Genomic DNA, 26,628 nt, shown 5'->3' with positions numbered 1-26,628 from the left:
TTCGTGTCCAATTTTAATCCCATAAATAACGGAATACACGTTTTACTTTTGACATCATACGTTCATCATTTTGATTATTATTGTTTTGATTACGAGTTTTTTGTTTCGCAGGTTGCTGTTGTACCGGCGTTGGTGCTGGTGCTGATACTGCTTCAAAATGTTCTTGCTTTTCCTGCACATTTTTCCCACGTAATTTAGCTTTTTGATAAGAATGTTTAATTAATCCTACTCCACTTGTATATTGGGGCTCACGCACACCAATATAATCAGGAGTCGCTATACGAACATTTTCATGTAAAATATCATATGCAAGATCAAGAACACCCGGCATAGAAGCAATTCCACCAGTTAGTACATAGCCAGAAGCTACTTGCTTTACTCCTAACTTACGCACTTCATCTTGAACAAACATTAAAATTTCCTCTACACGAGCCTCTATTATATCCGATAATTCCAACTGAGAATATTGTTCTGTTTGATCGCTTCCCATAATAGGAACCGTAAACATCTCTTCTTCAGATGCTGTATCATAAAAAGCATGTCCATATTTCAACTTAATTTGATCTGCATTTTCTGTTGAAGTTTTCAACCCAATCGCAATATCCTTCGTTATATGGTCTCCACCTAACGGTAATACGCTCGTCGCTTGTAACTCTCCATCTTTAAAAATAGATAAAGTTGTAGATCCTCCCCCCATATCAACAAGGGCTACTCCTCTATGTTTTTCATCTGAAGATATAGCAACTGTTGCAGCCGCTAAAGGTTGAAGACAAATATCAACTATTTCAAGACCTGCTTTTTCTACACAACGAAGTAGGTTATGTAGTAAAGTTCTCGAGCCTGTTATAAGTGTACCTTCCATTTCTAATCTTACACCGATCATCCCGCGTGGATCGTTAATCTCGTCAAGACCGTCTACGATGAACTGTCGAGGTACCACATCAATAAACTCACGTTCTGGAGCAATTGACACAACTTGTGCTGCATCTAGAACGCGTAAGACATCTTCATTCCCGATTTCACGATCTTCATTTGAAACAGCGACTACTCCGTGACAAGGAAGTAGCTGTACCTGGTTTGCATTGACACCTACTACAACTTGCTCAATGTGGATTCCCACCATGCGCTCAGCTTGTTCAATTGCTTTTTTAATTGATCGAACAGTCTCGTCTATATCAACTATCGATCCCTTCTTTAAACCATTTGATTTTACATTTCCAACACCAATAATGTTTAAGCTGTCATTAACCATTTCACCAATGATGACTTTAACATTGGATGTACCGATGTCAAGACTAACATATATTTCATTGCTGTTCATTCTTTGGCACCTCCTTCTTTATTTATACCATACAACTCAATATATGGAACAACAATCGCAACTTTACTATTTATAAGAAAAATATTCAACGTCTTTATACGTTTCCCTTTTTTAACCCTATATTTTTCTTATTTTTATTTAACATTCATTTAAGAATATCGCAGTAAACTGTGAATAACTGCTTATCTTGAAATAATTCTATTTCAAGTGTAAAGATTACCGCCAAGTATAAGTCTACACTAAGATGTACTCATAGAAAAGTGAAACTTGTACCAATCCTAGTATGAAACTAAGAATTTTTACATCTTTTTCATCAAATGAACCATTCTTGTAAATTCAGATGCATCAAGTAGAACGTTCGTTTCGTTTTTTCTACAGGAACGTAGTAAAAACTATCGTTCTATTCTTTTTTTTCTTCCGCTCCTAATTCTTTCGTATATGCCCCTACTTCTAAATCAATTAATACCTTTTTACCCGGCTCAATTGTTTTTAAGATAAGCGGATAAGCTTCCATACGCTTTGCGAAATTTTGAATCGTAGTGCTCACTTCGTACCCTTCATTCATATATAAAGTAAGGTGATCTTCATTCGCATTCGTCGGTGAATAACGAATTTCAGAAATAGACCTTAAAATAGTTGGTGTTAATTTTTCAAGCTCAGCAATTAACTCCTTCATTTTTTCCTCTTTAAAAGGTTCAAAAATTGGTGCTGCAACAGGAAGTTTTCCGTTCGGAAGTACATCGAGTGTTTTCCCGTTCTCTAGTAACGGTTGTAATTTCCCATCTTTGTTTATATAACCAATCGTTAAATATTCTTCAATATGAACATCAATTTTATTTGGAAAACGTTTTTTTACATTTACTGCTTTAATTTCTTTTCGTTTCGTTAGGTTTTCTTCTGCTTTATGTGCTGTCACTCGGAAATAACTTGTATCATACGTCACACCTGATTCCTTCATCACTTGTTCATCTGTCATATAATGATTTCCAAACACACTTATCTTTTTGATATTGCTTAGCGGAGACCGAAAATAAATTAAAAAGAGCACTAATAAAAATAAAATTGATATGTATAAAATCAACCGATGATTAACATTTTTCTTGTTTTTCTTCTGTTGATTTTTTAACTTTGGTACACGATCCTGTAGTTTAATCACTTTACTATTTTTCATGTACGATCCCCCTACGTAACATAAAAAACGGCATGTTCCTCATGCCGTTCTTATCTTCTTATTATAACATAAATGATAATGAGCGGAACGAATAACCGTTATCTTCCAATGATTTCTACTTCTGTATGCATTTCTACGCCAAATTTATCCTCGATTGTTTGTTTTATTAATGCAATTAAAGATAAGACATCTTGCGCACTGGCTCCCCCAGTATTAATAATAAAATTCCCATGCATTTCAGAAATTTGAGCTCCGCCTATTTGATAACCACGAAGCCCCGCCTTTTCTATTAAGTCTCCTGCAAAGTATGGGATTGGATTCCGAAATATGCTTCCTGCACAAGGATGATTCCACGGCTGTGTTTCACGGCGGTAGTCTTTATTCTTTTGCATGACGCTTACGATTCCCTCACGCTCTCCTACCTGCAATTGAAACTCAGCTTCCAAAACAATACCAGGATGTTTCGTTTGCAATACAGAAGTACGATAGGAAAACTCCATTTCTTCATGTGTTAACCAATCAATTGTTCCGTTTTCAAACAAAATAAGAGCTTTTGATAATATGTTTGATATATCCGATTTATGTGCTCCTGCATTCATATACACTGCACCACCAACACTTCCTGGAATACCACTGGCAAATTCCAGGCCGGATAACCCTTGACGACTAAGTAAAGTTGATAATTTAATAAGGGGATACCCACCACCAACTCTTACTCTATGTTTTTCGACTTCTAAGTGGTCTAATCCTTCTCCTAAACGAATAACGACACCTTCTATACCTAGATCAGATACAAGAAGGTTCGAACCTCGACCAATTACAGTCCACTTTGTTTTATATTTTTTTACTAACTGCAACGTTTTTTCAATACTGGCAACATGCTTTGGCACAATTAAAATATCAGCTGGTCCACCTATTTTCATAGTGGTATAACGCGCTAACGCTTCATTTACTAACACGCGACCAACATTTGCTTCTATAAGCTCATTTACTAATTGCTCCATAAACAATCTCCCCCATACTAATTATCCTTATTACAGTAGTATGCAGGGCGTTCACCTAACGTTATTTTTTTACAAGCTTATTCATTACTTCATACAGCTTATTTGCTGCATCTGGAATACCTAATTGCCCCGCAGCCAGCTTCATATTTTGTAATGTTTGTGCATCTAATAAAATCTCATCAATATCACGAATAAGCATTTCTGCTGTTAAATCTTTTTCAAGCAACATTTTTGCTGCTCCTTTATCGACAACGGAACGTGCATTCTTTTCCTGATGGTTATTTGTTACGTAAGGACTCGGTATTAACACACTTGGCTTACCTAACGCGGTTAATTCTGCAAGTGTTGTGGCCCCCGCTCTTGAAACAACAAGATCTACACCTGTAAGTACCTCTGGCATATTATGAATGAAAGGTTTAATAATAACATTATTCGGATTCCCTTTTTGCTTCACTGCTTCCATCACTTTGTCATAATGAACTTCACCTGTTACATACAATATTTCGTAACTTTTATTTCCAAACTGTTCAATTGCCTCTACGAAAGCATCGTTAATCGGTCTAGCCCCACGACTTCCACCAAAAATAAGTACCGATTTTTTAGGAAGAGATAAACCTACTGAACGTTTTCCTTTCATTCCATTCTGATCCATCACTTCTGATGCTCTTGGATTTCCTGTCATCACCACTTTTGACTGTGGAAAATGTTCTGCAGCCGCTTCAAAACAAACCGCAACTTTATCAACATAGCGGCTTAAAAATTTATTCGTTACACCAGGTACACTATTTTGTTCATGTACAATGGTTGGAATACCTAATTTTGCTGCAGCATATACAACTGGTCCACATACATATCCACCCGTTCCAATCACAATATCCGGATTAAAACGACGAATATATCGTTTACTATCTTGTACACCCTTTAGGAAACGCATCACCGTTTTCACGTTATCTAACGATATTTTACGCTTAAATCCACTTATAACAATAGATTGAAACGGTATGCCTGCTTTTGGAACGATCGTGCTCTCTAATCCACTCTCCGTACCAATATATAAAAACCTTGCTTCCGGATTTAATTTTTTTATTTCTCTTATTAGAGCAAGAGCCGGATAAATATGACCTCCAGTGCCCCCACCACTTACTAATACACGCACTACTAACTCCTCCGCTTCTCTTTTCTTATTTCAGTCGTATTTATTTCTATATACATCATGTTTCTTCGCGCACATACGAAAAACCCTGTCTTATAAAACAGGGTTTAGTAGCGAGAATGGCGACTTATATTTAATAATACACCTACTGCCATTAACATTAATGTCAAACTTGATCCACCATAACTTAAAAACGGCAAAGTAATACCTGTTACAGGCATCAATCCTGTTACAACACCAACATTAATCATTACTTGAATCGCAATCATCGCCACAATACCTACTGCTAAAAACGTACCATATAAATCTGGCGCTCCTAAAGCTATACGAATCCCACGCCATAATAATAGACTAAATAATAATAACACAAATGAACCACCAATAAAACCTAATTCCTCGGATAAGATTGCAAATATAAAGTCTGTTTGCGGTTCAGGTAAATAAAGAAACTTTTGTCTACTTTGTCCAAGTCCAAGCCCGAATAATCCACCAGGTCCAATTGCGAGTAACGATTGAATAATTTGAAATCCACTTCCAAGCGGATCTGACCACGGATCTAAATATGATGTAATACGCTTCATTCGATACGGTGCTGATGCAATTAGCCCTACAAATCCTGCTACACCAAGCAAACCAAACATTGCAAAGTGAAAGACCCTTGCTCCCGAGATAAATATCATAATAATACATGTCCCAACCATTACCGTTCCTGTGCCAAGATCTGGCTGTAACATAATCATCCCAAAAGCAAGAAATACAAAACTAAGAGCTGGTAGTAAACCACGTTTAAAAGAGGTAATTAATTTTTGTCGTTCCGCTAAAAATTTTGCTAAGAAAATAATCATCGCAAACTTCATAAATTCTGACGGTTGAATGGAAAATGCCCCGATTCCAATCCAACTTCGCGCTCCTCCTCGAACAAGTCCTACCCCAGGAACAAGAACAAGAATAAGAAGAATGAAGCAAACTAGCAAAATTACTTTTGAATACGTACGCCACACCCAATAATCAATTTTCATAATTAAAAACATAGCCACTACACCAATACTTGCAAATAGTAATTGCCTTTTTGCAAAAAAGAATGAGTCCCCCATTTTATAAGAGGCCCAAACCGCACTCGCACTATACACCATAACCATTCCGATTGTTAACAACGCAAGTGTAACGATGATGAGAATAAAATCAGGCGTTTTCTTCATTAGCCATAAACACCACCTCTTTAGGCAGAAACTTTTGCCCTATGTAACAAAACATCAGTAGGTGTTAGCCTACTGATGTTTTGATTTACTTTATATAAGTTTATGCACAGCTTGTATAAAAATGTCTCCTCTTTCTTCAAATGTTTTAAATTGATCCCAGCTTGCACATGCTGGAGAAAGAAGAATTACATCGCCATCTGTAGAATGAGCATAAGCTTTCACTACCGCTTCATCTAAAGTATCGACACTTTCAATTGTATCTAATCCCGCTTTTTCTGCAGCTCTTACTAATTTGGGAGCTGTTTGTCCAAATGTCACAATTGCTTTTACATTTTTGAAATACGGAATTAAATCATCGAATTCATTTCCACGATCAAGCCCACCTGCTAATAACACAATCGGTTGTGTAAACGCAGATAAAGCTTTCTCAGTCGCTAACATATTCGTTGCTTTTGAGTCATTATAAACCTTACGATTGTTAATAGTTGTTACATATTCTAAACGATGTTTTACACCTGTAAAACGTTTTAACACCGCCGTAATCGCTTCATTAGAAACACCTAATAATTTTGCGATACTCATCGCTGCTAAAATATTTTCTAAATTATGTTGACCAGGTAAAACGATATCGCCTACTTCAACAACTTTTTCACCTTTAAAACAAAGAGCATTCTCTTTTATACACGCACCATCTTCAATTTCTTTCGTTGTCGAGAATAGTACTTTTTGCCCTTTACTATAAGCAGATAAAGCCATTACATCTGCATCATCTGCATTTATTACACTATAATCATTTTCTGTTTGGTTTTTAAAAATATTTGCTTTTGCTAAACCATATTCCTTCTTCGTCCCGTGATAATCTAAGTGGGCCTCAAATAAATTTAAAAACGCAGCAATTTTAGGTTGGAACAATTCTACTCCCATCAGTTGGAACGATGAAAGTTCTGTAACTACAACTTCATTTTCTTTTGCATCCTTTGCTACTTCACACGCTACAGTTCCTATGTTCCCTGCAATTATAGGATGCTTTTGTCCTTCTTTTAGCATTTCAAATGCAAGCATTGTCGTCGTCGTTTTACCGTTAGACCCCGTAATCCCAACAAATGGTGCTTCTGAAATACGATATGCTAATTCAACTTCCGTAACAATTGGAATTTGCTTTTCTTTCGCAGCAACTAATATTGGATTAGAGTACGGGATTCCTGGGTTTTTTACTACAAGAGAAATATTTCTCTCTAACAATTCTAAAGGATGACCACCGCATACAACGTCCATTCCTTTTGCTTGTAATTCTGCAGCAAGTACATTATCTGCTAAAGGCTTTCCGTCATTTACAATAACATTTGCCCCTAATTCTTGTAACAACGTAGCTGCCGCATAACCACTTTTTGCAATGCCTAATACAAGAATATTTTTATTTTGAAATTCAGTTACAGTTTTCAATTACATCCACACCCCGATATAAATTCCTAACACAGCTAATAAAAATCCTACAGACCAAAACGTCACAACAACACGCCACTCTGACCAACCACATAATTCATAATGATGGTGTAATGGACTCATTTTAAAAACACGTTTTCCTGTTGTTTTAAACGAAATGACCTGAATAATAACAGATAAAGTTTCCATTACGAATACTCCACCAATGATTACAAGTAGTAATTCTTGTTTTAATAAAATCGCTACAGCTGCAATGGCTCCACCTAAAGCTAAGGAACCTGTATCTCCCATAAACACTTTCGCTGGATTTGCATTAAATACTAAAAATCCAAGTACAGCTCCTACAACTGCCATACAGAATATCGCTACTCCAAATTGCTCTTGCGCTACTGCAATAATACTAAACGCTCCAAATGCAATAGCAGCTGTTCCTGATAATAAACCATCTAAACCGTCAGTTAAGTTAACTGCATTTGATCCACCAATAAGCATAAATAATACAAGTACAAAATACGCCCAACCTAGTTCAAACTTAACATCTGTTCCCGGAATCATGATGTATGTGTGGAACGCTTGCCCTTTTCCAATTAAAAAGAACGCAATAGCAATAACAAGCTGACCTACTAATTTTTGTTTTGATGTTAAACCAAGATTTCTCTTCTTAACTACCTTTATGTAGTCATCTAAAAATCCAATCAATCCGTAACCAAATGTCACTAATAATAATAACGAAACCTCTGCACCTAAATGATTAAACTTAATCGCCATAATAAGTGAAGTTACCATCATAGATACATATATGACAATACCACCCATTGTAGGTGTCCCTGATTTTTTTTGATGTGACTTTGGTCCCTCATCACGAATACTCTGTCCGAACTTTAATTTCCTTAAAAACGGAATAAACAATGGCGAAAGGGCAACAGAAATTAAGAATGCTACCCCAGCCGTTACTAATAAACCTTGCTCAAGCACATGTAGTCCTCCTCTCACGTTGTTACTCTTCGTTGTTTAAAAGCTCTGTAATTACTTCTTTAGCGACTTCACGATCGTCAAAATGATGAACGTCTTTACCAATAATTTGATACGTTTCATGACCCTTACCAGCAATAATTATGATATCTTCAGCTTTCGCATTAGTAATTGCATGGTATATCGCTTCTTTTCTATCAATAATTACTTCATAATTATTCCCATTTGCACCTTGCACCATATCATCTAAAATAGCCCCTGGCTCTTCACTTCTTGGATTATCTGAAGTGTAAATTGCATGAGTTGCATATTTTGTTGCAACACTTGCCATGATTGGTCTCTTTGTTCGATCTCTATCTCCGCCACAGCCGACGATACAATATACATCGCCTTTTGCAAACTGTTTTGCTGTTTTTAATACATTTTCTAAGCTATCTGGTGTATGTGCATAATCAACAATAACTGTATAATTTTGTCCACCATCAACTACTTCAAAACGTCCTGGAACTCCAGCTAGTTGCTTTATTACATCAATAACCGTTTCTAAACTTACACCAGAAACAAGTCCTGCCGCTGTTGCCGCTAGTACGTTATATACATTAAATTTCCCAATCAATTTCATCGTAACATTTACACTTTCATACGGTGTTACAAGCGTAAATGTAGTTCCACCACTCGTCATAACGATATCTTTGGCCATAATATCACTTGTTGTATCAATTCCATACGTTACAACAGTTGCCGCAGTACTTCTCATATATTCCGCAGTTACAGCATCATCGTTATTCAGTACCGCGTACTTTTCACGATTATGATTATAACTATTGCCAAGTTGTGCAAATAGCAACCCTTTTGCATGTTTATATTCTTCCATCGTTTTATGATAGTCTAAATGATCTTGTGTTAAATTTGTAAACACTGCTACATCGTAATCACATCCGTGTACACGACCAAGATCTAAAGCATGTGACGAAACTTCCATTACTGTACTATCTACACCGTGCTCAACCATTTTTGAAAATGTGTGTTGAAGTGTTAGTGCATCTGGTGTTGTATTTTTCACCTCAAATGTTTCATCACCAATTTTCATATTAATCGTTCCAATTAGCCCTGTTTTATGACCATGTGCGCGCATAATCTCATCCATAATATGCGATGTTGTTGTCTTTCCATTTGTACCTGTAATTCCGATTAAATGTAACTTGTGTGTTGGTTGACCATAAAAATAATCAGCTAAAACCGCTAACGAACGAAAAGTGTTTTTCACAAGTACAACTGGAACGTCAACATCAATTGGTCTTTCCGCAACAATAGCAGCCGCTCCTTGTGCCGCTGCTTGCTTAGCAAAATCATGGCTATCAACCGTATATCCTTTCATACATACAAATAAGCTTCCCTCTTTCACTTTACGTGAATCAGCTTCTATAGATGTGATTTCTGGATTTTCTTTTGGAACAACTGGAAAATCATGCAAACATGATAAAAGTGTATGCAACTTCATTTCACTAAACCCTCTCTACATTGTGTATTTATCTCTTTTTTAATAAGCAACACGTTACCTCCTAATTATGTAAAATAGGAGGTAAGTGCTACTGTGTCTAATAAATAGACCTATTTATAATTGAGGCTCTTACAGCCTCAAATTAAGTAACTCTTCTATAAAGAACTCACTTCCACCAATTGTACCATAAAACGTACTAGGTTACCTTTAATTCCCGAAGTAAATTCTAATTTTTGAGCCTTCTTTCACTTTAGCTCCTGCTTCTGGCGATTGTTTAATTACTTTCTCCCCGTCTCCACTTATATCAAGCTTCAAATCGACGAGTTGTGTCTGTAAGTCTTTCTTTTTCATACCAATTAAATTCGGAACTTCTACAGTTGGTGTATCGCCCCATTTATATTCTCTCTCAACTTGTTCTTGTCTCGGTTTCACTCCCATAACAGGAAGTGCATCCCGAAGAATATTCCCAACAATTGGAGCTGCTACTACTCCACCAAATTGCGTAACACCTTTCGGATTGTCAACAGCAACATAGACAACAATTTCCGGATCATCTGCTGGAGCAAAACCGATAAAAGATACTATATAATTATTCTCTAAATATTTACCATCTTTCACCTTTTGAGCCGTGCCTGTTTTTCCACCTACACGATACCCATCAATGAAAGCACCTTTACCCGATCCCTTTGCTACAACATTCTCTAATGCATACCGAACTTTTTCTGAAGTTTCCTTGGAAATAACTTTTCTTTTTTCCACAGGTGTCTTTTTACTTACAACTTGATTATTTTTCGGATCAATAAATTCCTTAGCTATATACGGTTGATACAATGTCCCACCATTTACAGCCGCTGCTACTGCTGCTACTTGTTGAATTGGTGTTACAGAAACCCCTTGACCAAATGAAGTAGTTGCTTGCTCGACTGGACCAACTTTATCTAAATTAAATAAAATCCCACTACCTTCACCTTGCAAATCAATTCCGGTTTTCTGTCCAAAGCCGAAATTACGAATATATTTAAACAATCGGTCTTTACCAAGACGATCACCAAGTTCGATAAATCCTGGATTACAAGAGTTTTGAACTACTTCTAAAAACGTTTGGCTACCATGGCCTCCCGCTTTCCAGCATTTCAATCTAGCTCCACCCACTTCAGCTGCTCCATCATCATAAAATGTATCTTTCTCTAAGTCTACTAAATTTTCATTCAAGGCTGCTGCTAACGTAATGATCTTAAATGTTGAACCAGGCTCATACGTACTCCATACTGGTAAATTTCTATTATACACTTCTGGAGAAACACTTTGAAAATCTGCTGGATCAAAGCTCGGCCGACTCGACATGCCTAAAATTTCACCATTTTTCGGATTCATTGCAATCGCAATCATACCATCTGGATTATATGTCGACTCCGCAATATTCATTTCTCTTTCCATAATTCTATTAATACGTGCGTCAATTGTTAATCCTAAATTCAAACCAGCTTCTGGTTTTTTGAAATCATCGCCAACATTAGGCATCCTTTGTCCTTTTGCATCTGCAAAAAAACGCACATGACCTTCATCACCATTTAGCTCTTTATCATAATATTTTTCTAGTCCCATAAGACCTTGGTTATCACTACCAGCAAACCCTAATACATGTGATAAAAAGTTCCCAAATGGATAGTACCGGATAGAGTCCTCTGCGATATAAACACCTTTCAAACTTAATCCTCGTACCTCTTTCGCTTTATCATGTGATATTTTCCTTCCACCTTTATCTAACCTTACAATTGATTCTTTTTTTGTAATCCGCTTATAAACCTCATCTTTTTCCACACCTAATACTGCAGCTAACTTCTCTGCAGTCTCTGCTGGTTTTTCAATTTGCCTCGGTACAACAAAAACAGTTGGTGCACTTTTATTCGTAGCAAGTTCCACACCATTCCGGTCTAAAATTTTCCCACGTTCAGGTTCAAAAGTAATATTACGACTCCATGAATCCTTCGCACGATCCGTTAACATATTGCCAAGAAAAAATTGCACATATCCAAGACGAATATCGATGATAGTGAAAATAAGTATACCTGATATGAGTATAAAAATAAGTCGTTTTCTAACTGTTACATTTGATACACGCATATTGGAACAAGCCTCCCTTACGCCTAGCTTGTTCCAATATATGCTTGTACTTATTTAATTAGAACTTCTTCTCTTTTACCATTACTGTTTTTCTGCTTCTTGTTGTGGTTCAAGTGGCGGTACAAGTGTTACACCTAACTCTGTACCAGGTTGCAACAATGTTCCTTCTGCCACACTTTGTTCAGTTACGTATCCGGTACCAGTAGGTTTTAGGTTAAGCTTTAATGTTTTTGCTAAATTCATAACATCACGCAGTGCCCAGCCTTGTATATTTGGCATTGTAGGTTTATCTCCTACTAAGAAGACTCGATCACCTTTTAATGTTTGCTCAGTTGCTTTCGGCACTTGCTGCTGCACTTTCCCTTCACCTAATACGATTGGACGAAGTTTTGCTTTATCAATTGCTTTTTTCGCTTCTTCCATCGTTTTCCCTGTTACATCCGGAACGACAGTTTGTTGTTCTTTCACATATTTTTTCGGGTCTTTTATTTCATTTGGCTTAATCTTTAAATACTCTAAACTATTTTTAGTTACATATTTAAAAATATCAGCTAAAGGCTGTGCGCCATTCTCATCATCTTTCAATTTCGGCTGTTTTACAGCTACATACACGACAAGTTGCGGATCGTCCATAGGTGCCATCCCTAAGAATGAGAATATATAATTCTCTCTTCCCGTCATATAGCCACCTTTGCCATCCGGAATTTGCGCTGTCCCTGTTTTACCACCAACTGAATATCCATCGATTTTATAAGCAGTTCCTGTTCCTTTCGGCGATGTAACAACGCGTTCTAATAACTGTCTTACTTGCGCTGCTGTTTCTTTCGTAACAGGTTTTCCCACTTCTTCTGGCTTATGTTCTAATTTTACTTCGCCTGTTATTGGATCTACAATTTTATCAATTGTATAAGGTTTCATCATTTTTCCATCATTTGCAATAGCAGTTGCAGCTTGTACAAGCTGTATTGGCGTTACAGTAGAACCTTGTCCAAAAGCTGTTGTTACTTGCTGTATTTGCTGATCGAATCCAATTGTATTTGAACCTTCACCAGGTAAATCAATGTTCGTTTTTTCATCTAATCCAAAACTATGAATATATTTTCGGAAACGTTCGGGGCCAAGTTTTTGATCCCCTAAAATTGCAAACGCTACGTTGGAAGAGCGCTCTACCCCTTCATCAAATGTGATAGATCCCCATCCAGCGCCGCCGTTATGATCTTTTATTTTTCGGTTTCCGACTTGATATGTACCAGACTGATAATAATCTTGTCCTTTATACACACCTTCATTAATAGCTGCTGCTAGCGTGAAAATTTTCATTGTTGATCCAGGTTCAAATGCATTTGCAATTGCATCATTGAAGAAATATTTAATTTGACGATCATTTGGATCATAACTAGGTTTACTAGACATCGCTAATATTTTCCCTGTTTTTGGATCCGCAACAATCCCTATTAAACTTTCTGGATCGTAATGCTTACTTGCAGCTTTCATCGCATCTTCTAAGTAACTTTGAATACGCTGATCTATCGTTAAATACGCGTTATCTCCGTTTTTAGGTGCCTCTACGTTCACTTTCCCACCGTCAAGAGACACACCTTTACGATCACCTGTATAAGCTACTTTTCCGTTAGAAGCACTTAAATACTTATCTAAACTTTTTTCTAAACCAAATTGCCCTACCGAAGTTCCCTCTTCATTCGGTTTAGCATGACCTATAACGTAAGATGCAAAATCACCGTTCGGATACACTCTTGCATTTTCAGTAATAAAAGATATGCCTGGCAATTTCAATGCTTCTATTTGTTCCTTCTGTTCTTTCGTCAAATCTTTACCTAGCGTTCCAAATTCGACTTGATTTTTATCTTTTTTATTTAACGTGGCTAAAATCTTCTCTTCGTCTTTTCCGAGTACTGCCGCAATTTTCTTTGCAGTATCCTCTTTATTTTCAACATGATTCGCACCTTTTAATTCCGCTACAAGTTTATAAGAGTTTGCATCTTGCGCTAATACATGACCGTTTTGATCATAAATCGTCCCGCGATTTGCTTCCAGAACTCCTGTTTTACTATGTTTTTGCTTAGCAAGTGCATCCAAATCATGATTATGAACTGACCCTGTTGCTTGTATGTAAAAAAACCGGGCTAACAATAGCAAAAAGAGCAGGAGGAATAAAATCATAAAATACCCTGCTCCCTTATTGGTATGAAATTTAGTCATATTTCTCTTCATTTTCCCTTCACACCTATTGCCTTATTTGAGGCCCTTCACATTATTCGCATTAATTTCTAGCCCGTGTTTTTTTGCAACTTCAGCGATTCGTTCATAGCGACTTAACTTCTCTACTTCAGCCTGTAACTCTTGATTTTCTTTTTGCTGCTGTACAATTTTTTGTTCTATCGTCGCTGCTTCTACATTAACTTGATAAAGGCCTGCTTTATTTCCAATAAACGCTACACAGGCATACAATAAAAAGCCAATAAATGCTACATACAACAGTTTTTCGATTCTTGTAATCTTCGCTTTAGCTTTTGGCTGAACCATCTGCTGTGGGGGCGTTTGAATCTGTACCTCTTCTTGCGCTTGTTGTTTGTACTTTACAGCTAAGTTACTCATACCTCTCTCCCCTTTTTATCGTTTTTCAGCGATTCTCAATTTCGCAGAACGCGCTCGATTATTTTCTTCTAACTCTATATCAGAAGGTAAAATCGGTTTTCTTGTAATAAGCTTTAATTTTGGCTTAAATTCATCAGGAATAATTGGTAATCCTGGTGGCAATTGTGGCGTTGTACTATTTCGCTTAAACGTCGTTTTACAAATACGGTCTTCTAAAGAATGGAATGTTATAACACTAACTCTTCCGCCCGGCTTGACCATCTCAATTGCAGATTCCAACGCTTCTTCAAATACTTTCAATTCATCATTTACCGCAATACGGATTGCTTGGAACACTCGCTTCGCAGGATGTCCACCGGTTCTACGAGCAGGAGCTGGAATACCCTCTTTAATTAGCTCTACTAATTCTCCTGTCGTTTCAATAGCTTTATTCTCACGATACGCTTCAATTTTCCTTACTATTTGTTTTGAAAATTTCTCTTCACCATACTGGAAGAAAATTCTTACAAGTTGCTCATATGACCAGCTATTTACAACATCATATGCTGTTAATGGGGCATCTTGATCCATCCGCATATCTAACGGTGCATCATGATGATAACTAAAGCCACGCTCTGGTGTATCTAATTGTGGGGATGAAACACCTAAATCAAATAAAATACCATCTACTTCTGTTATACCTAATTCCTGTAGTTTTTCGGATAAATAACGGAAATTACTCTTTACTGTTATGAACTGCTCACCGTATGAAGAGAATCTTTCTTTCGCATTTTGAATCGCTATCTCATCTTGATCAAACGCGATTAATCTTCCACCTTCAGTTAATTGGGATAATAAATAAGAACTATGTCCTCCTCCCCCCAGTGTACAATCTACATATGTACCACCTGGCTTTATATCTAAGCCGTCTACTGTTTCCTTCAAAAGCACTGTTACGTGTTTAAACATTGTTGCACCTACTCTTTTTCCAATTAATTATGTTGAATGCATCTCCTCCTCCAAACGCATATTTCACGATTAGAGAACGAAATACTATGAAAGAACGACTCATTTAACTTGCCTACAAAGGCAGCATACTATACAAATCGCTATTTTCTTTTATTATATACTAAATTTTATCATCTTTTGCGGGAATTTAAATAAAAAACTGTCGAAAAAGATGATAATACGTTTACATTTTGTGCTATTTTGTCATATATTTAAGTATCCTGCATAATTACGATATTCACCGTTTTTAAAATTAATAATTCAGAAAAATTTCACTTCACAGTAAATTCAACAGGACAAAAATAAAATCCTGCTCCTAAGAGCAAGATTCTATAGTTTTATAACATGATGTTTTCCGTCCCAAGAAAACGGTTTTTCCATTACACGATCAACGAAATCCAAACCGAACTGATTTAAATAGTAACATACATTCCACACACGCTCTTGCGGCGCCCCTAATGGACGAAGTGCAAATTGTATGCGACGGAATTTATTTAGCTGTACTTCATGTTTTTTCTCAACATTTCTTTTCAACATTCTTTCCAACAGTTCAATTTGTTCATTAATTTTGAATTCATTTTTCCCTGCAAACGCACTTAATCCAGGATCTATTTTCTTCACAAACTGTTGTAATGACGTATGGATATCAATTATTTCTTTTTTCGCCTCTACAAATCGATCATCTATCGGTTCCTCTATTTGATTAGATAACCAGTTTTCACGCAACTTATCTACGTTATTTAAAAACGGATCACTGTCTTGCAATTGCACATCGTATAAATCTGTCGCTATATCCCTCTCTACATAAGTGATTGTAATACGCGGAACGACAGGCGGCATTTGGAAACCGATCGTATGGAAAACTTGTTGCAATTCACTCCAGTAAGCTAATTCCCCTGGTCCTCCAATAAACGCGAGCGTAGGAAATAGATACTCTTGCATAAGAGGGCGCGTTACAACATTATTACTAAAGCGTTCCGGACTTCTTTCCATCTCTTCCATCAATTCCTCATATGAAAAGGAATACGCTCCATCCTTCCCTACAAACTTCCCTTGATCATCTTCAAGTAATACTCGCTCATTATCAATTTCCATGAATATATGTACTGCATTATACTTCGTTTCAATAATCGGTTTATATCCTAATTCTTTAATTATTTCCTGTTGGTTATGAAGCCCCTCTTGCACTTCTTTATACTTACCTATAATTTGCTTGAAAAACGGCACTTCTAATTTTCTTAATTCAGGATGATGTGAATCAACAAGAATTAAACCAGAATTCACGAACATTTTCATAATAAGATGGGCAAAGAAATCTACATACGTATTCGATTCCCCCAAAGAATCATCAATAAATTGCAGTACATCCTTTGTAAAATTCGTTTCAGGGTATGTTTTGAAAATTTCTTCAATCCACTTTCTACAGTCTTCCAAAGAAAGCTCGGACTCTGAAGCACTCGCCTTTTTCGGATTACGATCATGAAAAATAGTCTTTTTTATTTTTTTATTCTTCGTTACAAAAGTATGATTAATTTCATCCATATCATGGTCTTCACCAGCAATCCAGAAAACAGGAACAACTTTAACACCTAAACTTTCTTCCTTTTCCCTCGCAAGCTGTAAAACTGAAATGATTTTATGAATTGTATAAAGTGGTCCAGTTAATAACCCGGCTTGTTGTCCAGCTATCACAACATATGTATTTTCTTCTCCAAGCGCTTTTACATTTTGAATCGTAGCTTCTCCCGCTTGTAATTTTGTATTATATTCTAATAAATGCGCTACTAAATCTTGGCGTAAAAACTCCCTCTCACGCAAATCATGTACACGCTGTTTAAAAGCATCTTCTGTTAACATATAGTCAAAACACGACTGTATCTCTTTTTTACCGTTCATATAGTCCGCTACAACACCTTGTTGCGGAACAGAGATTTCTTTTATCTCCATATAATTCTTCCTTTCGTATCCTGTTCTCTCACCAATCCACATTGTAGTCAATGTTGCACGTAAAAGCAAAGAATTACACTTATTCTTTTACTTCTAATCCTTTTATTGCATCGAACAAAAATTGAAGTGTCGGAACGGATCGTTGCTGTTTCTTAGCTTCCTCTAATACATATCCAACAATCGCACCAATTTCCGTTTGTCTATTCGCCCTTACATCTGCCAGCATAGATGATGTATTATGAGACGTTCTTTCACATACGTGACGTACCATTTTCCATACCATTTCTTTTTCTTCTTTAACAAGAAAAACGACTTCCTGAAATACTTGCTCCATCAATCGATAAAAAAACGGGTTCGTAATCAACTCTCCGTTCTGGACTTGTAATAATGCTGTCAATGGATTGATACATACATTAACTACTAATTTTTTGTGCATGACATCCTTCCAATCATCTTCTATTTGAATCGGAAAATGAGGAAATGGAAAGCACTTAAATATTTTTTCAAAATGTATAGACTGGCCGTGCACGATTCCAAACTTCGTTACACCTATCCCCGTATGATAAACGGTATGTCTTTCTTCTTTTTTTGCACCATGCTCAACAATCCCAACTGCAATATTTTCATTCCCTATTTTCTGCATAGCATGAAGATGCGACATTCCATTTTGCAAAAAGATTAATGAGGATTCCCCTCGCACAAAAGGCAGTATGTCAGTTATATGATATTGCTTAACAGCAATAAATATATAGTCTAGCTTCTGGTCTAGCATACTTTCTATTGGCAAAACAGGCGGGAATACAGTTTCACGTTTTTCCTCACTCATACAAGTTACACCCGTTATATTCAATTCCTCAGCCTGTTTAGCTGTCCTTGTAAACAACGTAACATCTTGATTACTTTTTTGTAAATAAAATGCATATAACAGACCGATAGCTCCTGGTCCCACAACTCCGATTTTCATTTTCACACAAGGAACTCATATAAATACGATACACAAGTCCCTTTTCCCTCCCCCTTTTTATCCCGCAAACGCCTGATTGGTACGGAATCATAATTAACTAAAGGTGAATAAATCCCACCGATTACAGTTTCACTTTATCTTTCTCAATTCCATGAACACAGTTTACAATTTCATTGCTCTTTACCAAACAAATGCAACCCCTTCTTTCAATATGTATATACTACCTATTAATATGCTTCTACTCTTAGTTTAGCAAATCCTCAAAAAAATAATAAAAGAAATATACTATCTTCTTCATAAAAATAAAAAAATGAGTTATAATATTATTATAAATATTTTTACTTTTCTGCATTCAACGAGACAAGAAAAGGATGTGATGTTATGGGATTCCCAAAAGTTGAGCGCTTGCTCATCAATTATAAAACATTAGACGAATTTAAAAAATTTAAAGGTTGCGGAGCTCAAGAATTATCCATGCTAGAAGAATTACAGGCAAACATTATTGAAAACGATAGTGAATCTCCATTTTACGGCATTTATTATGGCGGATCACTAATTGCACGTATGAGTCTATATATGAAAAGGAACGGCGGGGAACCATTCGAAATTACAGGTACTTACCTAGAACTCTATAAACTTGAAGTGTTACCAACTTTCCAAAAACAAGGATTCGGAGAAATGCTTGTAAATTATGCGAAGGGGCTACAGTTCCCAATTAAAACGATCGCACGTATCCATTCAGCTGGTTTTTGGGATAAATTAAATTTCCAGCCTGTATCAGTACCTGATGGTGATTTTTATGTTTGGAACCCAGAAACAAATTTGAATACGATTACAAATGAAGAGTCTGCATAAAAAATAAAAAAAACAGCTACATAGCAGCTGTTTTTTTATTTCTTTAACTTTTCTAATTTCCCATTCGAACGAGCGCTATTTCTTTCTGCTACCATTACACTTCTTTTTTGATCGATATAATCAAGCAACGTTCTATACTCTTCCTCATATACTGATAATCGCTCCAAAAGACTCTCTCTCTCTGTTTGTAACGATTCAATTTGCTGTTGTAACACCATTAAAGAGTTTTCATCTTTATAATTTTGCAAGAAATCAATAACATCATTCAATGTAATTGACATAGGCTCTACTACCTTTGTCTCTTTTACTTCATAATTTTCTACTTTACGTAGTTGCTTCGCTTCTTCAATACGTTCTTTGTATTGCTTTCTAACGTAAGAATTCCATCTAAAGCCACATGCTGCTGGTGTACGAGATAAATGTCTTCCCACTTCTTTAAAGGCAGATAATTGCGTTCCACCTTCTTGAATATGCCGGAGTACTACTTCTGCCAGAAGCAAATCTTCATCATCAGTCCAAGCATCTTGTCTTGTTGTCGCCATCTCTCTAGTCCTCCCTATGCATTTTTTATTAAGCATATGCAGTTACTAGAAAAGATAGAATACAACAAATAAAGAATAAGACAAAAAAAATAAACGTAGAAGATATCTTCTACGTTTATTTTCCCGCAATTACTTGCTGATTACTTCTTTACCTTTGTAAGTACCGCATGCTTTACATACACGGTGAGCTAATTTCGCTTCACCACAGCTTGGGCACTCTACCATACCAGGTACTGATAATTTGAAATGCGTACGACGCTTTCTTTTTACTGTTTTAGAAGTTCTTCTAAAAGGTACAGCCATTCTTCCCACCTCCTTAAAAGAAATAGTTATTTTCATATGAAGGCCTAAACCAGTCTTCCGATTATTTGTCAAAAAACTTTGCAAGTCCTGCTAATCGTGGATCAACAGTCTTTTCTTTGTTTTCTTCCGAAATCACTTGCCAGTCTTGACCTTGCATCGGTGCTCCACCAGAAACATCATCACTGAAAATTTGCATTGGAATCTCCAAAAGTATATTTTCCTTGATTACGGGCAGTAAGTCAAGTACTTCTCCTTCTAAACAATGAATTTCAGCTTCAGTTTCAAATTCTTCTTGTGAAGTTTGGAACACCTCAGTTGTTTTAATGTCAAATGGTAATGTCACATCTACTAAAGAGCGAGAACATGGTAAAACCATGCTTCCAGTTATATGTAGATGGAACGTAAACTTACCGGAGCCAAAATCAACTCTTCCTGTTACATGAGCAGGATTAATTTCACGAATATCTTTCTCGACCTCTTGTAGCTCACTTACATCTACCATCTCATCCAATGTCAATCCTTTATTTCTCAATTTATTCAATTGATGGATGGACCATTTCATATCATATCACCTCAAGGCAACAAACAAAATTATAGCTAGCCATTTTATATTTGTCAATGTTTTTTCTTTACACTATAATGAAGTCATCATAGTAAATAATATATAGAGTATCACGTTTTTGAAAAAGATGCTACATCGAAAGGAGAGATTACCATAAAAGCCAGTGGTATTGTTGTTGAATATAACCCTTTTCATAACGGTCATGATTATCATGTGCAACAAACAAAAAAGTTAACACACGCCGATATTACAATCGCTGTTATGAGTGGCCCTTTTTTACAGCGTGGTGAGCCAGCACTCCTATCCAAATGGTATCGTACCAAAATGGCCTTATCATGCGGTGTAGACCTTGTTGTAGAGCTTCCATACGCCTTCTCAACACAAAAGGCTGAAACCTTTGCAAATGGCGCTATTTCTATTTTAAACGCCCTGCGTGTTTCTGAAATTTGTTTCGGTAGTGAAGATGGGCAGATTGAAAATTTTCATAATACCATCTCTGTGCAAAAAAATGAAGAAGATACTTTTAATCGTCTTGTAAAGCAATTTATGAATGCAGGTAACAGTTACGCAAAAGCTACATCTAAAGCCTTCCTACACATTTTACCATCCGAAAAAAACATAGACATGTCACAACCGAATAACATATTAGGATTCCAATACATGAAATCAATTTTCTTACAAAATAGTTCTATGCAAGCACAAACGATAAAAAGATTCGCATCTCATTATCATGATGAAACATTTAGCGACCAACACATTGCAAGCGCAACCAGTATTCGTAAACAACTTTTTAGCGAAAATAGTTCTTTTACAGAAATTGAGCCTTTTATCCCAAAAGCGACTGCTTCTCTTTTAGCAAGTTACAAACAAAACTACGGGATATTACATAATTGGGAACAATACTTTTCATTTTTCAAATACAAACTCATGACGATGTCTCCAGAAGACTTACGACATATATATGAAATAGAAGAAGGTTTAGAGCATCGTATTTTATCAAAAATACAAAACAGTTCCTCCTTCCATTCATTCATGGAAGCATTAAAAACGAAGCGTTATACATGGACTAGATTACAAAGAGCTTGTACACACATTTTAACAAATACAACAAAAGAAGAAATACATAGCGCAAATATAGAGCAGCATGCACCGTACATTCGTCTACTAGGCATGTCACAAAAAGGACAAACTTACCTTTCAAAAAACAAGAAAAAAATAGAACTTCCCGTCCTTACCCATACAAAAACATTTGACCATCCTACTTTACATATAGAGCGAAAAGCCAATTCTGTATATTTCTCCATCATGCAAGAACCATTACGAACACAACTACTAAAACAAGATGCAACACACCATCCAATTCGTTATGATGAAACAACTGCAAAATTTCTATAAATAAACCTCTCTTTTTCAGAGAGGTTTATTTTTTCTCACCCATTTTTTCCAAATACAGCAATGCGTCATCCAGCGTATCAACTGGTACAACTTTCATTTTTGTTTTAATATCTTTCGCAGCCTCAAGCGCATCTTTATAATTCGATTTCTCCGCACCTTTTTCATTTGGCGCAAAGAACACTTCAGCACCAGCATCACTTGCAGCGACCACTTTTTGCTGAATACCACCAATCGGGCCAATTTCTCCCTTTTCATTTATCGTCCCTGTTCCAGCTATTTCATGCCCTCTTGTTAAATCATCTTCCACAAGTTGATTATATATTTCTAATGTAAACATTAGGCCTGCCGATGGTCCGCCTATTTCATGAGAATCAATTTTCACTTTCGGATCTACCACTAATTCTCTTTCAGTAACGATAGAAACCCCTATACCAACACGCCCATTTCCATTCGGAATAGTCTTTACATTTAAATTTTCTTTTAACTGTTTTCCATTCCTCTTGTACTCAATATTTACTGCTTCCCCTTCTTTTTTTCCTGTCATATATTCAATAAATTGCTCCGTCTTTTCAAATGTTTTTCCGTCGACAGCTATGATGACATCTCCAAGCTTAAGCTTTCCTTCTGACGGCATCCCTTTCGCTACTCCTGCAACCAATACACCTTTATTTTCAAAAGAAACAGTACGGTTTGCACGTTTATAAGCATTATAGATTGCTGCATTTTGCGAATCTTTCATCGCATAATTTTGGCGAAATTGATATTCTTCATCACTCTCACCTTTTTGCAATATTTCTTCCGCTTTTGAAATGTGTGTATATTTATTAAACTGTGCCGCTATTAAATTCACCACATTTGCTGGTCCCATTGAAACCGTAACAAGCATAAAATCACCAGATTCTTTCGTTCCACCCTCAACTTGAACGTAAGGCTCTAATTTTGCCGCCATTCCTGGTTTTGTTACATAATACGGTAAACGTACGTAAACAAGTAACATCGCCAATATAACCCCTATTAAAATTGCATATATAAACCGAAAACGCTTAAACATTATGTTTCTCCTTCCACTGCTCAATTAATAAATAAATATTTGCAACATGTTTTTCCGCCTCTACTTCTCCAACTCGAATAATGTCTTCAATGTTTGTAAAAGCACGTGAACTAAATTGTTCTACAGCTGGTCGCATCATTAAATCCGATGCAATTTGTCGATTCATCACCAGCTCATGTTGCATAATTTCAATACTCTGCATAATTACATCATAAATAGACGTAACCTCTCCATTCACTTTAATCGGGGATACATCAACAGCAATAACAATATCGGCACCTAACTCTTTCACAACCGATACTGGAATGCGATCAATCACTCCGCCATCCACCAATAATCGTCCATCTATTTTTTCTGGTACAAACACTCCTGGTACAGATATGCTAGCTCTCACAGCCTCTGCAACAGGACCACTTGTAAAAACTACTTTTTCCCCCTTCAAGATGTCAGTAGCCACAACAGCCGTCGGGATATCTAACTCTTCTAAATTTTTATTATATGTAAACATTTTAATCATATCTTTGACACGTTTTCCAGCAATAAATCCCATTTTCGGAACTGTAAAATCTAAATAATATTTCCTCTTAAAAACATTTGCCAGTTTATACAACCTTTCAACGTTTGAGCTAGCTGCATAAAACGTACCTACTAAAGCCCCCATACTACTTCCTGCAATCATATGAATCGGTATACCATTTTCTCTTAAAACTTTTATAACACCAATATGCGCAAACCCTTTTGCGCCCCCAGATCCAAGAGCTAAACCAATTTTCGGTTCTTTCATTTTTCTCACCCTTTAATTTTTTTCATTCCTTTTTCATACTTATGGTCTAAATGCACTACGTATCCACGTATACTGAAATGAACGTTTTTTGGGACAAAGGGGGATTTACTTACATGTATGAAAAATGGAAAACGGCTTTTCTTACCATATCAACACTGTTTTTAACCTTTTCTCTTGTACTTCACCCCCAAGCTGCTTTGCAAGCTTCCATTCGAGGGTTAAATATATGGTGGGAAGTTGTATTCCCTTCACTTTTACCGTTTTTCATCATTGCGGAACTTCTAATTAGTATTGGTGTTGTAAAATTTATAGGTGTTATATTAGAACCACTCATGCGACCACTTTTTCGCGTTCCAGGGATAGGCGGATTTGTTTGGGCAATGGGAATGGCTTCAGGATTCCCTGCTGGCGCCAAATTAAGCGCTAGACTGCGTAAAAGTAATCAGCTAACACAAATCGAAGCAGAACGCCTCGTATCTTTTACAAACTCATCTAATCCACTTTTTATTTTTGGAGCTGTTTCTATCGGTTTTTTCAATAATCCGAAATTAGGAATCGTATTAGCTGCTGCACATTATTTAAGTAACTTTGCCGTCGGGTTATTGATGCGTTTTTACGGCAATAACAATATTTCCACGAAGGATCAACATCCTACTAAAAAACGTCCTTTTCAAAACCCTTTTTCAGTCCTCCACGAGACGCGCATGCAAGAAAAAAGACCAATAGGAAAAGTACTTGGGGACGCTATCGTTTCTTCTATTCAAACGTTACTTATGATTGGTGGATTTATTATTTTATTCTCTGTTTTAAATAAAATGATTACTGTATTTCATATTACAGCAGCACTTTCTTTTATTATGCAACATATTTTATCATTCTTCCAACTAACTACCGAATTTAGTATTCCAATCTTATCAGGCATTTTTGAAATGACACTCGGTAGTCAAATGATTAGTCAAATAAATGAAACACCCCTCCTGCAGCAAGCTATGGTAACAAGCTTTATTTTAGCATTTAGCGGCCTTTCTATTCAGGCACAAGTTGCTAGCATATTAGCTGAAACAGACATCCGATTTAAGCCCTATTTTTTCGCACGAATTATCCAAAGTATTCTTGCTCCTATTTTTACTTTTATATTTTGGAAACCATTTTATGAAAAAGCAAGCTCTTTTACACCTATGCAAAAAGATATCCCCGTATTTTTATCGAATTCTTCTATACTGCATGAAATTTGGACATCTTTTGTACACTATGGACCGATCTTTACTTTATTTTGTTTATATGTATATGTTATCTTATTATTTTTTCGTAGCAACAAAGAAAAACCCCGTTCACTTTAACGGGGTTTGAAACTTTTCTTTTAAAGCACGTTCTACAACAGGAGGTACAAGATCTACTACGCTTCCTCCATATCTCGCAACTTCTTTTACAATGCTTGAGCTTAAAAATGAATATTGGTTGTTTGTCATAATAAAAAAGGTTTCAATATTTTCATCTAATTTTCGATTCATAGAAGTAATTTGCATCTCATATTCAAAATCAGAAACCGCTCGTAACCCACGCAAAATCGCATTTGCATTACGCATTTTCGCATACTCCACTAATAGTCCACTATGTGAATCTACTTTTACATTCGGGATATCCTTTGTTGCTTCTCGAATTAAATCTAAGCGCTCTTCAACTGAAAAGAACGGTTTTTTTGACGAGTTGTTTAAAACTACTACGTATACCTCATCAAATACTTTTGCTCCCCTTTTAATAATATCCAGATGCCCAAGGGTAATTGGATCAAAACTTCCCGAAGAAATAGCTATACTAGTCATTCCGTCCCCTCACCTTCATACTTATAAATCGATATTGCTGTAATCCCATAATTTTCAGCTCTTACTTTTACAAGACTCCCTATAGAATCAGGTAAAACCACATCATTACCATGCTCTGACATAATTAATCCATCTCTATGTAGCAATCCATGTTGATCCATCACACTAATTAAAGATACAATTTTTTGATCTTTATATGGAGGATCAATTAATATAAGATCGAATGATATTTCACGTTTTATAAGGGCCTTTACCGCACGTTCTGCATCATTTCGATATACTTCAGCTTGTTCCTGTATTCGACAACTTTCTAAATTTTGATGGATTACTTTTATCGCTTTATTATCTCGATCAACAAAAATCGCTTTATCAATCCCTCTACTTATAGCCTCGATTCCAAGACCACCACTACCGCCAAATAAATCAAGAGCGATACCACCATCAAAATAAGGACCTATCATATTAAAGATTGATTCTTTTACTTTATCTGTCGTTGGACGTGTTGTATTACCTGGCACCGCTTTTAGTGGATGCCCTTTACATTTTCCTGAAACTACTCTCATCTGTTGTCACTACCTTTATTTCAATCTATCGAGCAATTATAGAAAACCTTTCTCCCTTCGGTAACCGCTACCAAACTATACTATTCCATTCATTTCTCAACGAACAATAGGAGAACTTTGGCTTAAAATAACCGCTCTGCATTTTTATGTATTCATCTCACCATGTGCTAACACGAACCCATTATGTACATTCGTTTCACTTTATCTTTTTTATCCTATCATAAAATAAAAAAAAGAAAAATAAAAAGCCAAACATAAAATTTAATTTCATGATGTATATCTTCATTTAGATTGGACATAAATAATTATAACAACATCACCTTCGATGTTGTTGCCAACCGCGGAGAA

Annotated in this window: 24 protein-coding genes; 3 read left to right on the top strand and 21 right to left on the bottom strand. The window is 36.2% G+C overall.

All coding sequences use genetic code 11. The features are described 5' to 3' along the window. Window positions 1-13 precede the first annotated feature (13 nt). From ftsA to panE, 14 genes are all read right to left on the bottom strand, one after another. Window positions 14-1,321, bottom strand: coding sequence for a cell division protein FtsA (gene ftsA / locus MKO96_RS11340; RefSeq protein ID WP_087981695.1), 1,308 nt, complete (start codon window positions 1,319-1,321; stop codon window positions 14-16). 400 nt (window positions 1,322-1,721) lie between these two features. Continuing rightward, complete coding sequence (divIB, locus tag MKO96_RS11335; RefSeq protein WP_000798232.1) at window positions 1,722-2,492, bottom strand: cell division protein DivIB; 771 nt, start codon at window positions 2,490-2,492, stop codon at window positions 1,722-1,724. 98 nt (window positions 2,493-2,590) lie between these two features. Further along, complete coding sequence (murB, locus tag MKO96_RS11330) at window positions 2,591-3,496, bottom strand: UDP-N-acetylmuramate dehydrogenase (RefSeq protein ID WP_240587501.1); 906 nt, start codon at window positions 3,494-3,496, stop codon at window positions 2,591-2,593. Window positions 3,497-3,557: 61 nt separating this feature from the next. Then, window positions 3,558-4,652, bottom strand: a complete 1,095-nt coding sequence (gene murG / locus MKO96_RS11325; RefSeq protein WP_087981698.1) for an undecaprenyldiphospho-muramoylpentapeptide beta-N-acetylglucosaminyltransferase — start codon at window positions 4,650-4,652, stop codon at window positions 3,558-3,560. A gap of 104 nt (window positions 4,653-4,756) precedes the next feature. Next, the gene (spoVE, locus tag MKO96_RS11320) at window positions 4,757-5,848 is read right to left on the bottom strand and encodes a stage V sporulation protein E (RefSeq protein ID WP_000753517.1); all 1,092 of its coding nucleotides are present in this window, start codon (window positions 5,846-5,848) and stop codon (window positions 4,757-4,759) included. A 90-nt stretch (window positions 5,849-5,938) separates the two neighbouring features. Further along, window positions 5,939-7,291 (bottom strand): UDP-N-acetylmuramoyl-L-alanine--D-glutamate ligase, encoded by a 1,353-nt coding sequence (gene murD, locus MKO96_RS11315; RefSeq protein WP_240587500.1) that lies wholly within the window; start codon window positions 7,289-7,291, stop codon window positions 5,939-5,941. Beyond that, window positions 7,292-8,266 carry a phospho-N-acetylmuramoyl-pentapeptide-transferase gene (gene mraY / locus MKO96_RS11310; protein ID WP_000893058.1) on the bottom strand — a complete coding sequence of 325 codons (975 nt, stop codon included), beginning with the start codon at window positions 8,264-8,266 and terminating at the stop codon, window positions 7,292-7,294. Window positions 8,267-8,288: 22 nt separating this feature from the next. Next, window positions 8,289-9,764, bottom strand: a complete 1,476-nt coding sequence (gene murE / locus MKO96_RS11305; RefSeq protein ID WP_240587499.1) for a UDP-N-acetylmuramoyl-L-alanyl-D-glutamate--2,6-diaminopimelate ligase — start codon at window positions 9,762-9,764, stop codon at window positions 8,289-8,291. 207 nt (window positions 9,765-9,971) lie between these two features. Further along, window positions 9,972-11,888 (bottom strand): stage V sporulation protein D, encoded by a 1,917-nt coding sequence (locus MKO96_RS11300; RefSeq protein WP_087981701.1) that lies wholly within the window; start codon window positions 11,886-11,888, stop codon window positions 9,972-9,974. A gap of 81 nt (window positions 11,889-11,969) precedes the next feature. Beyond that, window positions 11,970-14,120: a penicillin-binding protein gene (locus MKO96_RS11295; protein WP_087981702.1), complete on the bottom strand. Its 2,151-nt coding sequence runs from the start codon at window positions 14,118-14,120 to the stop codon at window positions 11,970-11,972. Window positions 14,121-14,141: 21 nt separating this feature from the next. Continuing rightward, the gene (gene ftsL, locus MKO96_RS11290) at window positions 14,142-14,504 is read right to left on the bottom strand and encodes a cell division protein FtsL (protein WP_000067081.1); all 363 of its coding nucleotides are present in this window, start codon (window positions 14,502-14,504) and stop codon (window positions 14,142-14,144) included. Between the two features lie 15 nt (window positions 14,505-14,519). Then, entirely contained in the window at window positions 14,520-15,452 is a 933-nt protein-coding gene (gene rsmH, locus MKO96_RS11285) for a 16S rRNA (cytosine(1402)-N(4))-methyltransferase RsmH (protein WP_000472512.1), read from the bottom strand. 369 nt (window positions 15,453-15,821) lie between these two features. Continuing rightward, the gene (gene bshC / locus MKO96_RS11280; RefSeq protein WP_240587498.1) at window positions 15,822-17,438 is read right to left on the bottom strand and encodes a bacillithiol biosynthesis cysteine-adding enzyme BshC; all 1,617 of its coding nucleotides are present in this window, start codon (window positions 17,436-17,438) and stop codon (window positions 15,822-15,824) included. 79 nt (window positions 17,439-17,517) lie between these two features. Continuing rightward, window positions 17,518-18,408, bottom strand: a complete 891-nt coding sequence (gene panE / locus MKO96_RS11275) for a 2-dehydropantoate 2-reductase (protein ID WP_240587497.1) — start codon at window positions 18,406-18,408, stop codon at window positions 17,518-17,520. Window positions 18,409-18,783: 375 nt separating this feature from the next. Here panE and MKO96_RS11270 point away from each other — a divergent pair, with 375 nt between their 5' ends. Then, window positions 18,784-19,257, top strand: coding sequence for an N-acetyltransferase (locus MKO96_RS11270; protein WP_087981706.1), 474 nt, complete (start codon window positions 18,784-18,786; stop codon window positions 19,255-19,257). A gap of 35 nt (window positions 19,258-19,292) precedes the next feature. On the opposite strand, the gene MKO96_RS11265 is transcribed toward MKO96_RS11270, so the two are convergent. From MKO96_RS11265 to MKO96_RS11255, 3 genes are all read right to left on the bottom strand, one after another. After that, window positions 19,293-19,799, bottom strand: coding sequence for an RsfA family transcriptional regulator (locus MKO96_RS11265; protein ID WP_087981707.1), 507 nt, complete (start codon window positions 19,797-19,799; stop codon window positions 19,293-19,295). Between the two features lie 129 nt (window positions 19,800-19,928). Further along, a complete protein-coding gene (rpmF, locus tag MKO96_RS11260) occupies window positions 19,929-20,102 on the bottom strand; it encodes a 50S ribosomal protein L32 (protein ID WP_001984764.1) in 174 nt (57 codons plus the stop codon). Between the two features lie 61 nt (window positions 20,103-20,163). Then, complete coding sequence (locus tag MKO96_RS11255) at window positions 20,164-20,664, bottom strand: YceD family protein (protein ID WP_000872150.1); 501 nt, start codon at window positions 20,662-20,664, stop codon at window positions 20,164-20,166. Window positions 20,665-20,817: 153 nt separating this feature from the next. On the opposite strand from MKO96_RS11255, the gene MKO96_RS11250 reads away from it, so the two are divergent. Beyond that, entirely contained in the window at window positions 20,818-22,059 is a 1,242-nt protein-coding gene (locus MKO96_RS11250) for a nucleotidyltransferase (RefSeq protein WP_369294514.1), read from the top strand. Between the two features lie 25 nt (window positions 22,060-22,084). On the opposite strand, the gene MKO96_RS11245 is transcribed toward MKO96_RS11250, so the two are convergent. Then, a complete protein-coding gene (locus tag MKO96_RS11245) occupies window positions 22,085-23,110 on the bottom strand; it encodes a SepM family pheromone-processing serine protease (RefSeq protein WP_000476312.1) in 1,026 nt (341 codons plus the stop codon). Continuing rightward, window positions 23,103-23,894 (bottom strand): patatin-like phospholipase family protein, encoded by a 792-nt coding sequence (locus tag MKO96_RS11240; RefSeq protein WP_000662602.1) that lies wholly within the window; start codon window positions 23,892-23,894, stop codon window positions 23,103-23,105. The genes MKO96_RS11245 and MKO96_RS11240 overlap by 8 nt, the downstream gene beginning before the upstream one ends. A gap of 113 nt (window positions 23,895-24,007) precedes the next feature. On the opposite strand from MKO96_RS11240, the gene ylbJ reads away from it, so the two are divergent. Then, window positions 24,008-25,234 (top strand): sporulation integral membrane protein YlbJ, encoded by a 1,227-nt coding sequence (ylbJ, locus tag MKO96_RS11235; RefSeq protein WP_098274642.1) that lies wholly within the window; start codon window positions 24,008-24,010, stop codon window positions 25,232-25,234. Here ylbJ and coaD read toward each other — a convergent pair. Both coaD and rsmD read right to left on the bottom strand, forming a co-directional pair. Beyond that, on the bottom strand, window positions 25,226-25,717 hold the full coding sequence (gene coaD, locus MKO96_RS11230) for a pantetheine-phosphate adenylyltransferase (protein WP_000200598.1): 492 nt from the start codon (window positions 25,715-25,717) through the stop codon (window positions 25,226-25,228). The two genes, ylbJ and coaD, sit on opposite strands and share 9 nt — an antisense overlap. Beyond that, window positions 25,714-26,280, bottom strand: coding sequence for a 16S rRNA (guanine(966)-N(2))-methyltransferase RsmD (gene rsmD, locus MKO96_RS11225; RefSeq protein WP_001266975.1), 567 nt, complete (start codon window positions 26,278-26,280; stop codon window positions 25,714-25,716). Before rsmD ends, coaD begins: the two co-directional genes overlap by 4 nt. Between the last annotated feature and the right edge of the window lie 348 nt (window positions 26,281-26,628).

The organism is Bacillus sp. ES1-5, assembly GCF_022487605.1.
Taxonomy (GTDB): Bacteria; Bacillota; Bacilli; order Bacillales; family Bacillaceae_G; genus Bacillus_A; species Bacillus_A wiedmannii.
The sequence above is the reverse complement of the archived record's forward strand: the minus strand, read 5'-3'. Positions and strand labels throughout refer to the sequence as shown.

Coding starts and splice junctions, on each gene's coding strand:
- ftsA (WP_087981695.1), bottom strand. CDS start 1,321: ATGAACAGCAATGAAATATATGTTAGTCTTGACATCGGTACATCCAAT.
- divIB (WP_000798232.1), bottom strand. CDS start 2,492: ATGAAAAATAGTAAAGTGATTAAACTACAGGATCGTGTACCAAAGTTA.
- murB (WP_240587501.1), bottom strand. CDS start 3,496: ATGGAGCAATTAGTAAATGAGCTTATAGAAGCAAATGTTGGTCGCGTG.
- spoVE (WP_000753517.1), bottom strand. CDS start 5,848: ATGAAGAAAACGCCTGATTTTATTCTCATCATCGTTACACTTGCGTTG.
- murE (WP_240587499.1), bottom strand. CDS start 9,764: ATGAAGTTGCATACACTTTTATCATGTTTGCATGATTTTCCAGTTGTT.
- MKO96_RS11300 (WP_087981701.1), bottom strand. CDS start 11,888: ATGCGTGTATCAAATGTAACAGTTAGAAAACGACTTATTTTTATACTC.
- MKO96_RS11295 (WP_087981702.1), bottom strand. CDS start 14,120: ATGAAGAGAAATATGACTAAATTTCATACCAATAAGGGAGCAGGGTAT.
- ftsL (WP_000067081.1), bottom strand. CDS start 14,504: ATGAGTAACTTAGCTGTAAAGTACAAACAACAAGCGCAAGAAGAGGTA.
- rsmH (WP_000472512.1), bottom strand. CDS start 15,452: ATGTTTAAACACGTAACAGTGCTTTTGAAGGAAACAGTAGACGGCTTA.
- bshC (WP_240587498.1), bottom strand. CDS start 17,438: ATGGAGATAAAAGAAATCTCTGTTCCGCAACAAGGTGTTGTAGCGGAC.
- MKO96_RS11270 (WP_087981706.1), top strand. CDS start 18,784: ATGGGATTCCCAAAAGTTGAGCGCTTGCTCATCAATTATAAAACATTA.
- MKO96_RS11265 (WP_087981707.1), bottom strand. CDS start 19,799: ATGGCGACAACAAGACAAGATGCTTGGACTGATGATGAAGATTTGCTT.
- rpmF (WP_001984764.1), bottom strand. CDS start 20,102: ATGGCTGTACCTTTTAGAAGAACTTCTAAAACAGTAAAAAGAAAGCGT.
- MKO96_RS11255 (WP_000872150.1), bottom strand. CDS start 20,664: ATGAAATGGTCCATCCATCAATTGAATAAATTGAGAAATAAAGGATTG.
- MKO96_RS11245 (WP_000476312.1), bottom strand. CDS start 23,110: ATGTTTAAGCGTTTTCGGTTTATATATGCAATTTTAATAGGGGTTATA.
- MKO96_RS11240 (WP_000662602.1), bottom strand. CDS start 23,894: ATGAAAGAACCGAAAATTGGTTTAGCTCTTGGATCTGGGGGCGCAAAA.
- ylbJ (WP_098274642.1), top strand. CDS start 24,008: ATGTATGAAAAATGGAAAACGGCTTTTCTTACCATATCAACACTGTTT.
- coaD (WP_000200598.1), bottom strand. CDS start 25,717: ATGACTAGTATAGCTATTTCTTCGGGAAGTTTTGATCCAATTACCCTT.
- rsmD (WP_001266975.1), bottom strand. CDS start 26,280: ATGAGAGTAGTTTCAGGAAAATGTAAAGGGCATCCACTAAAAGCGGTG.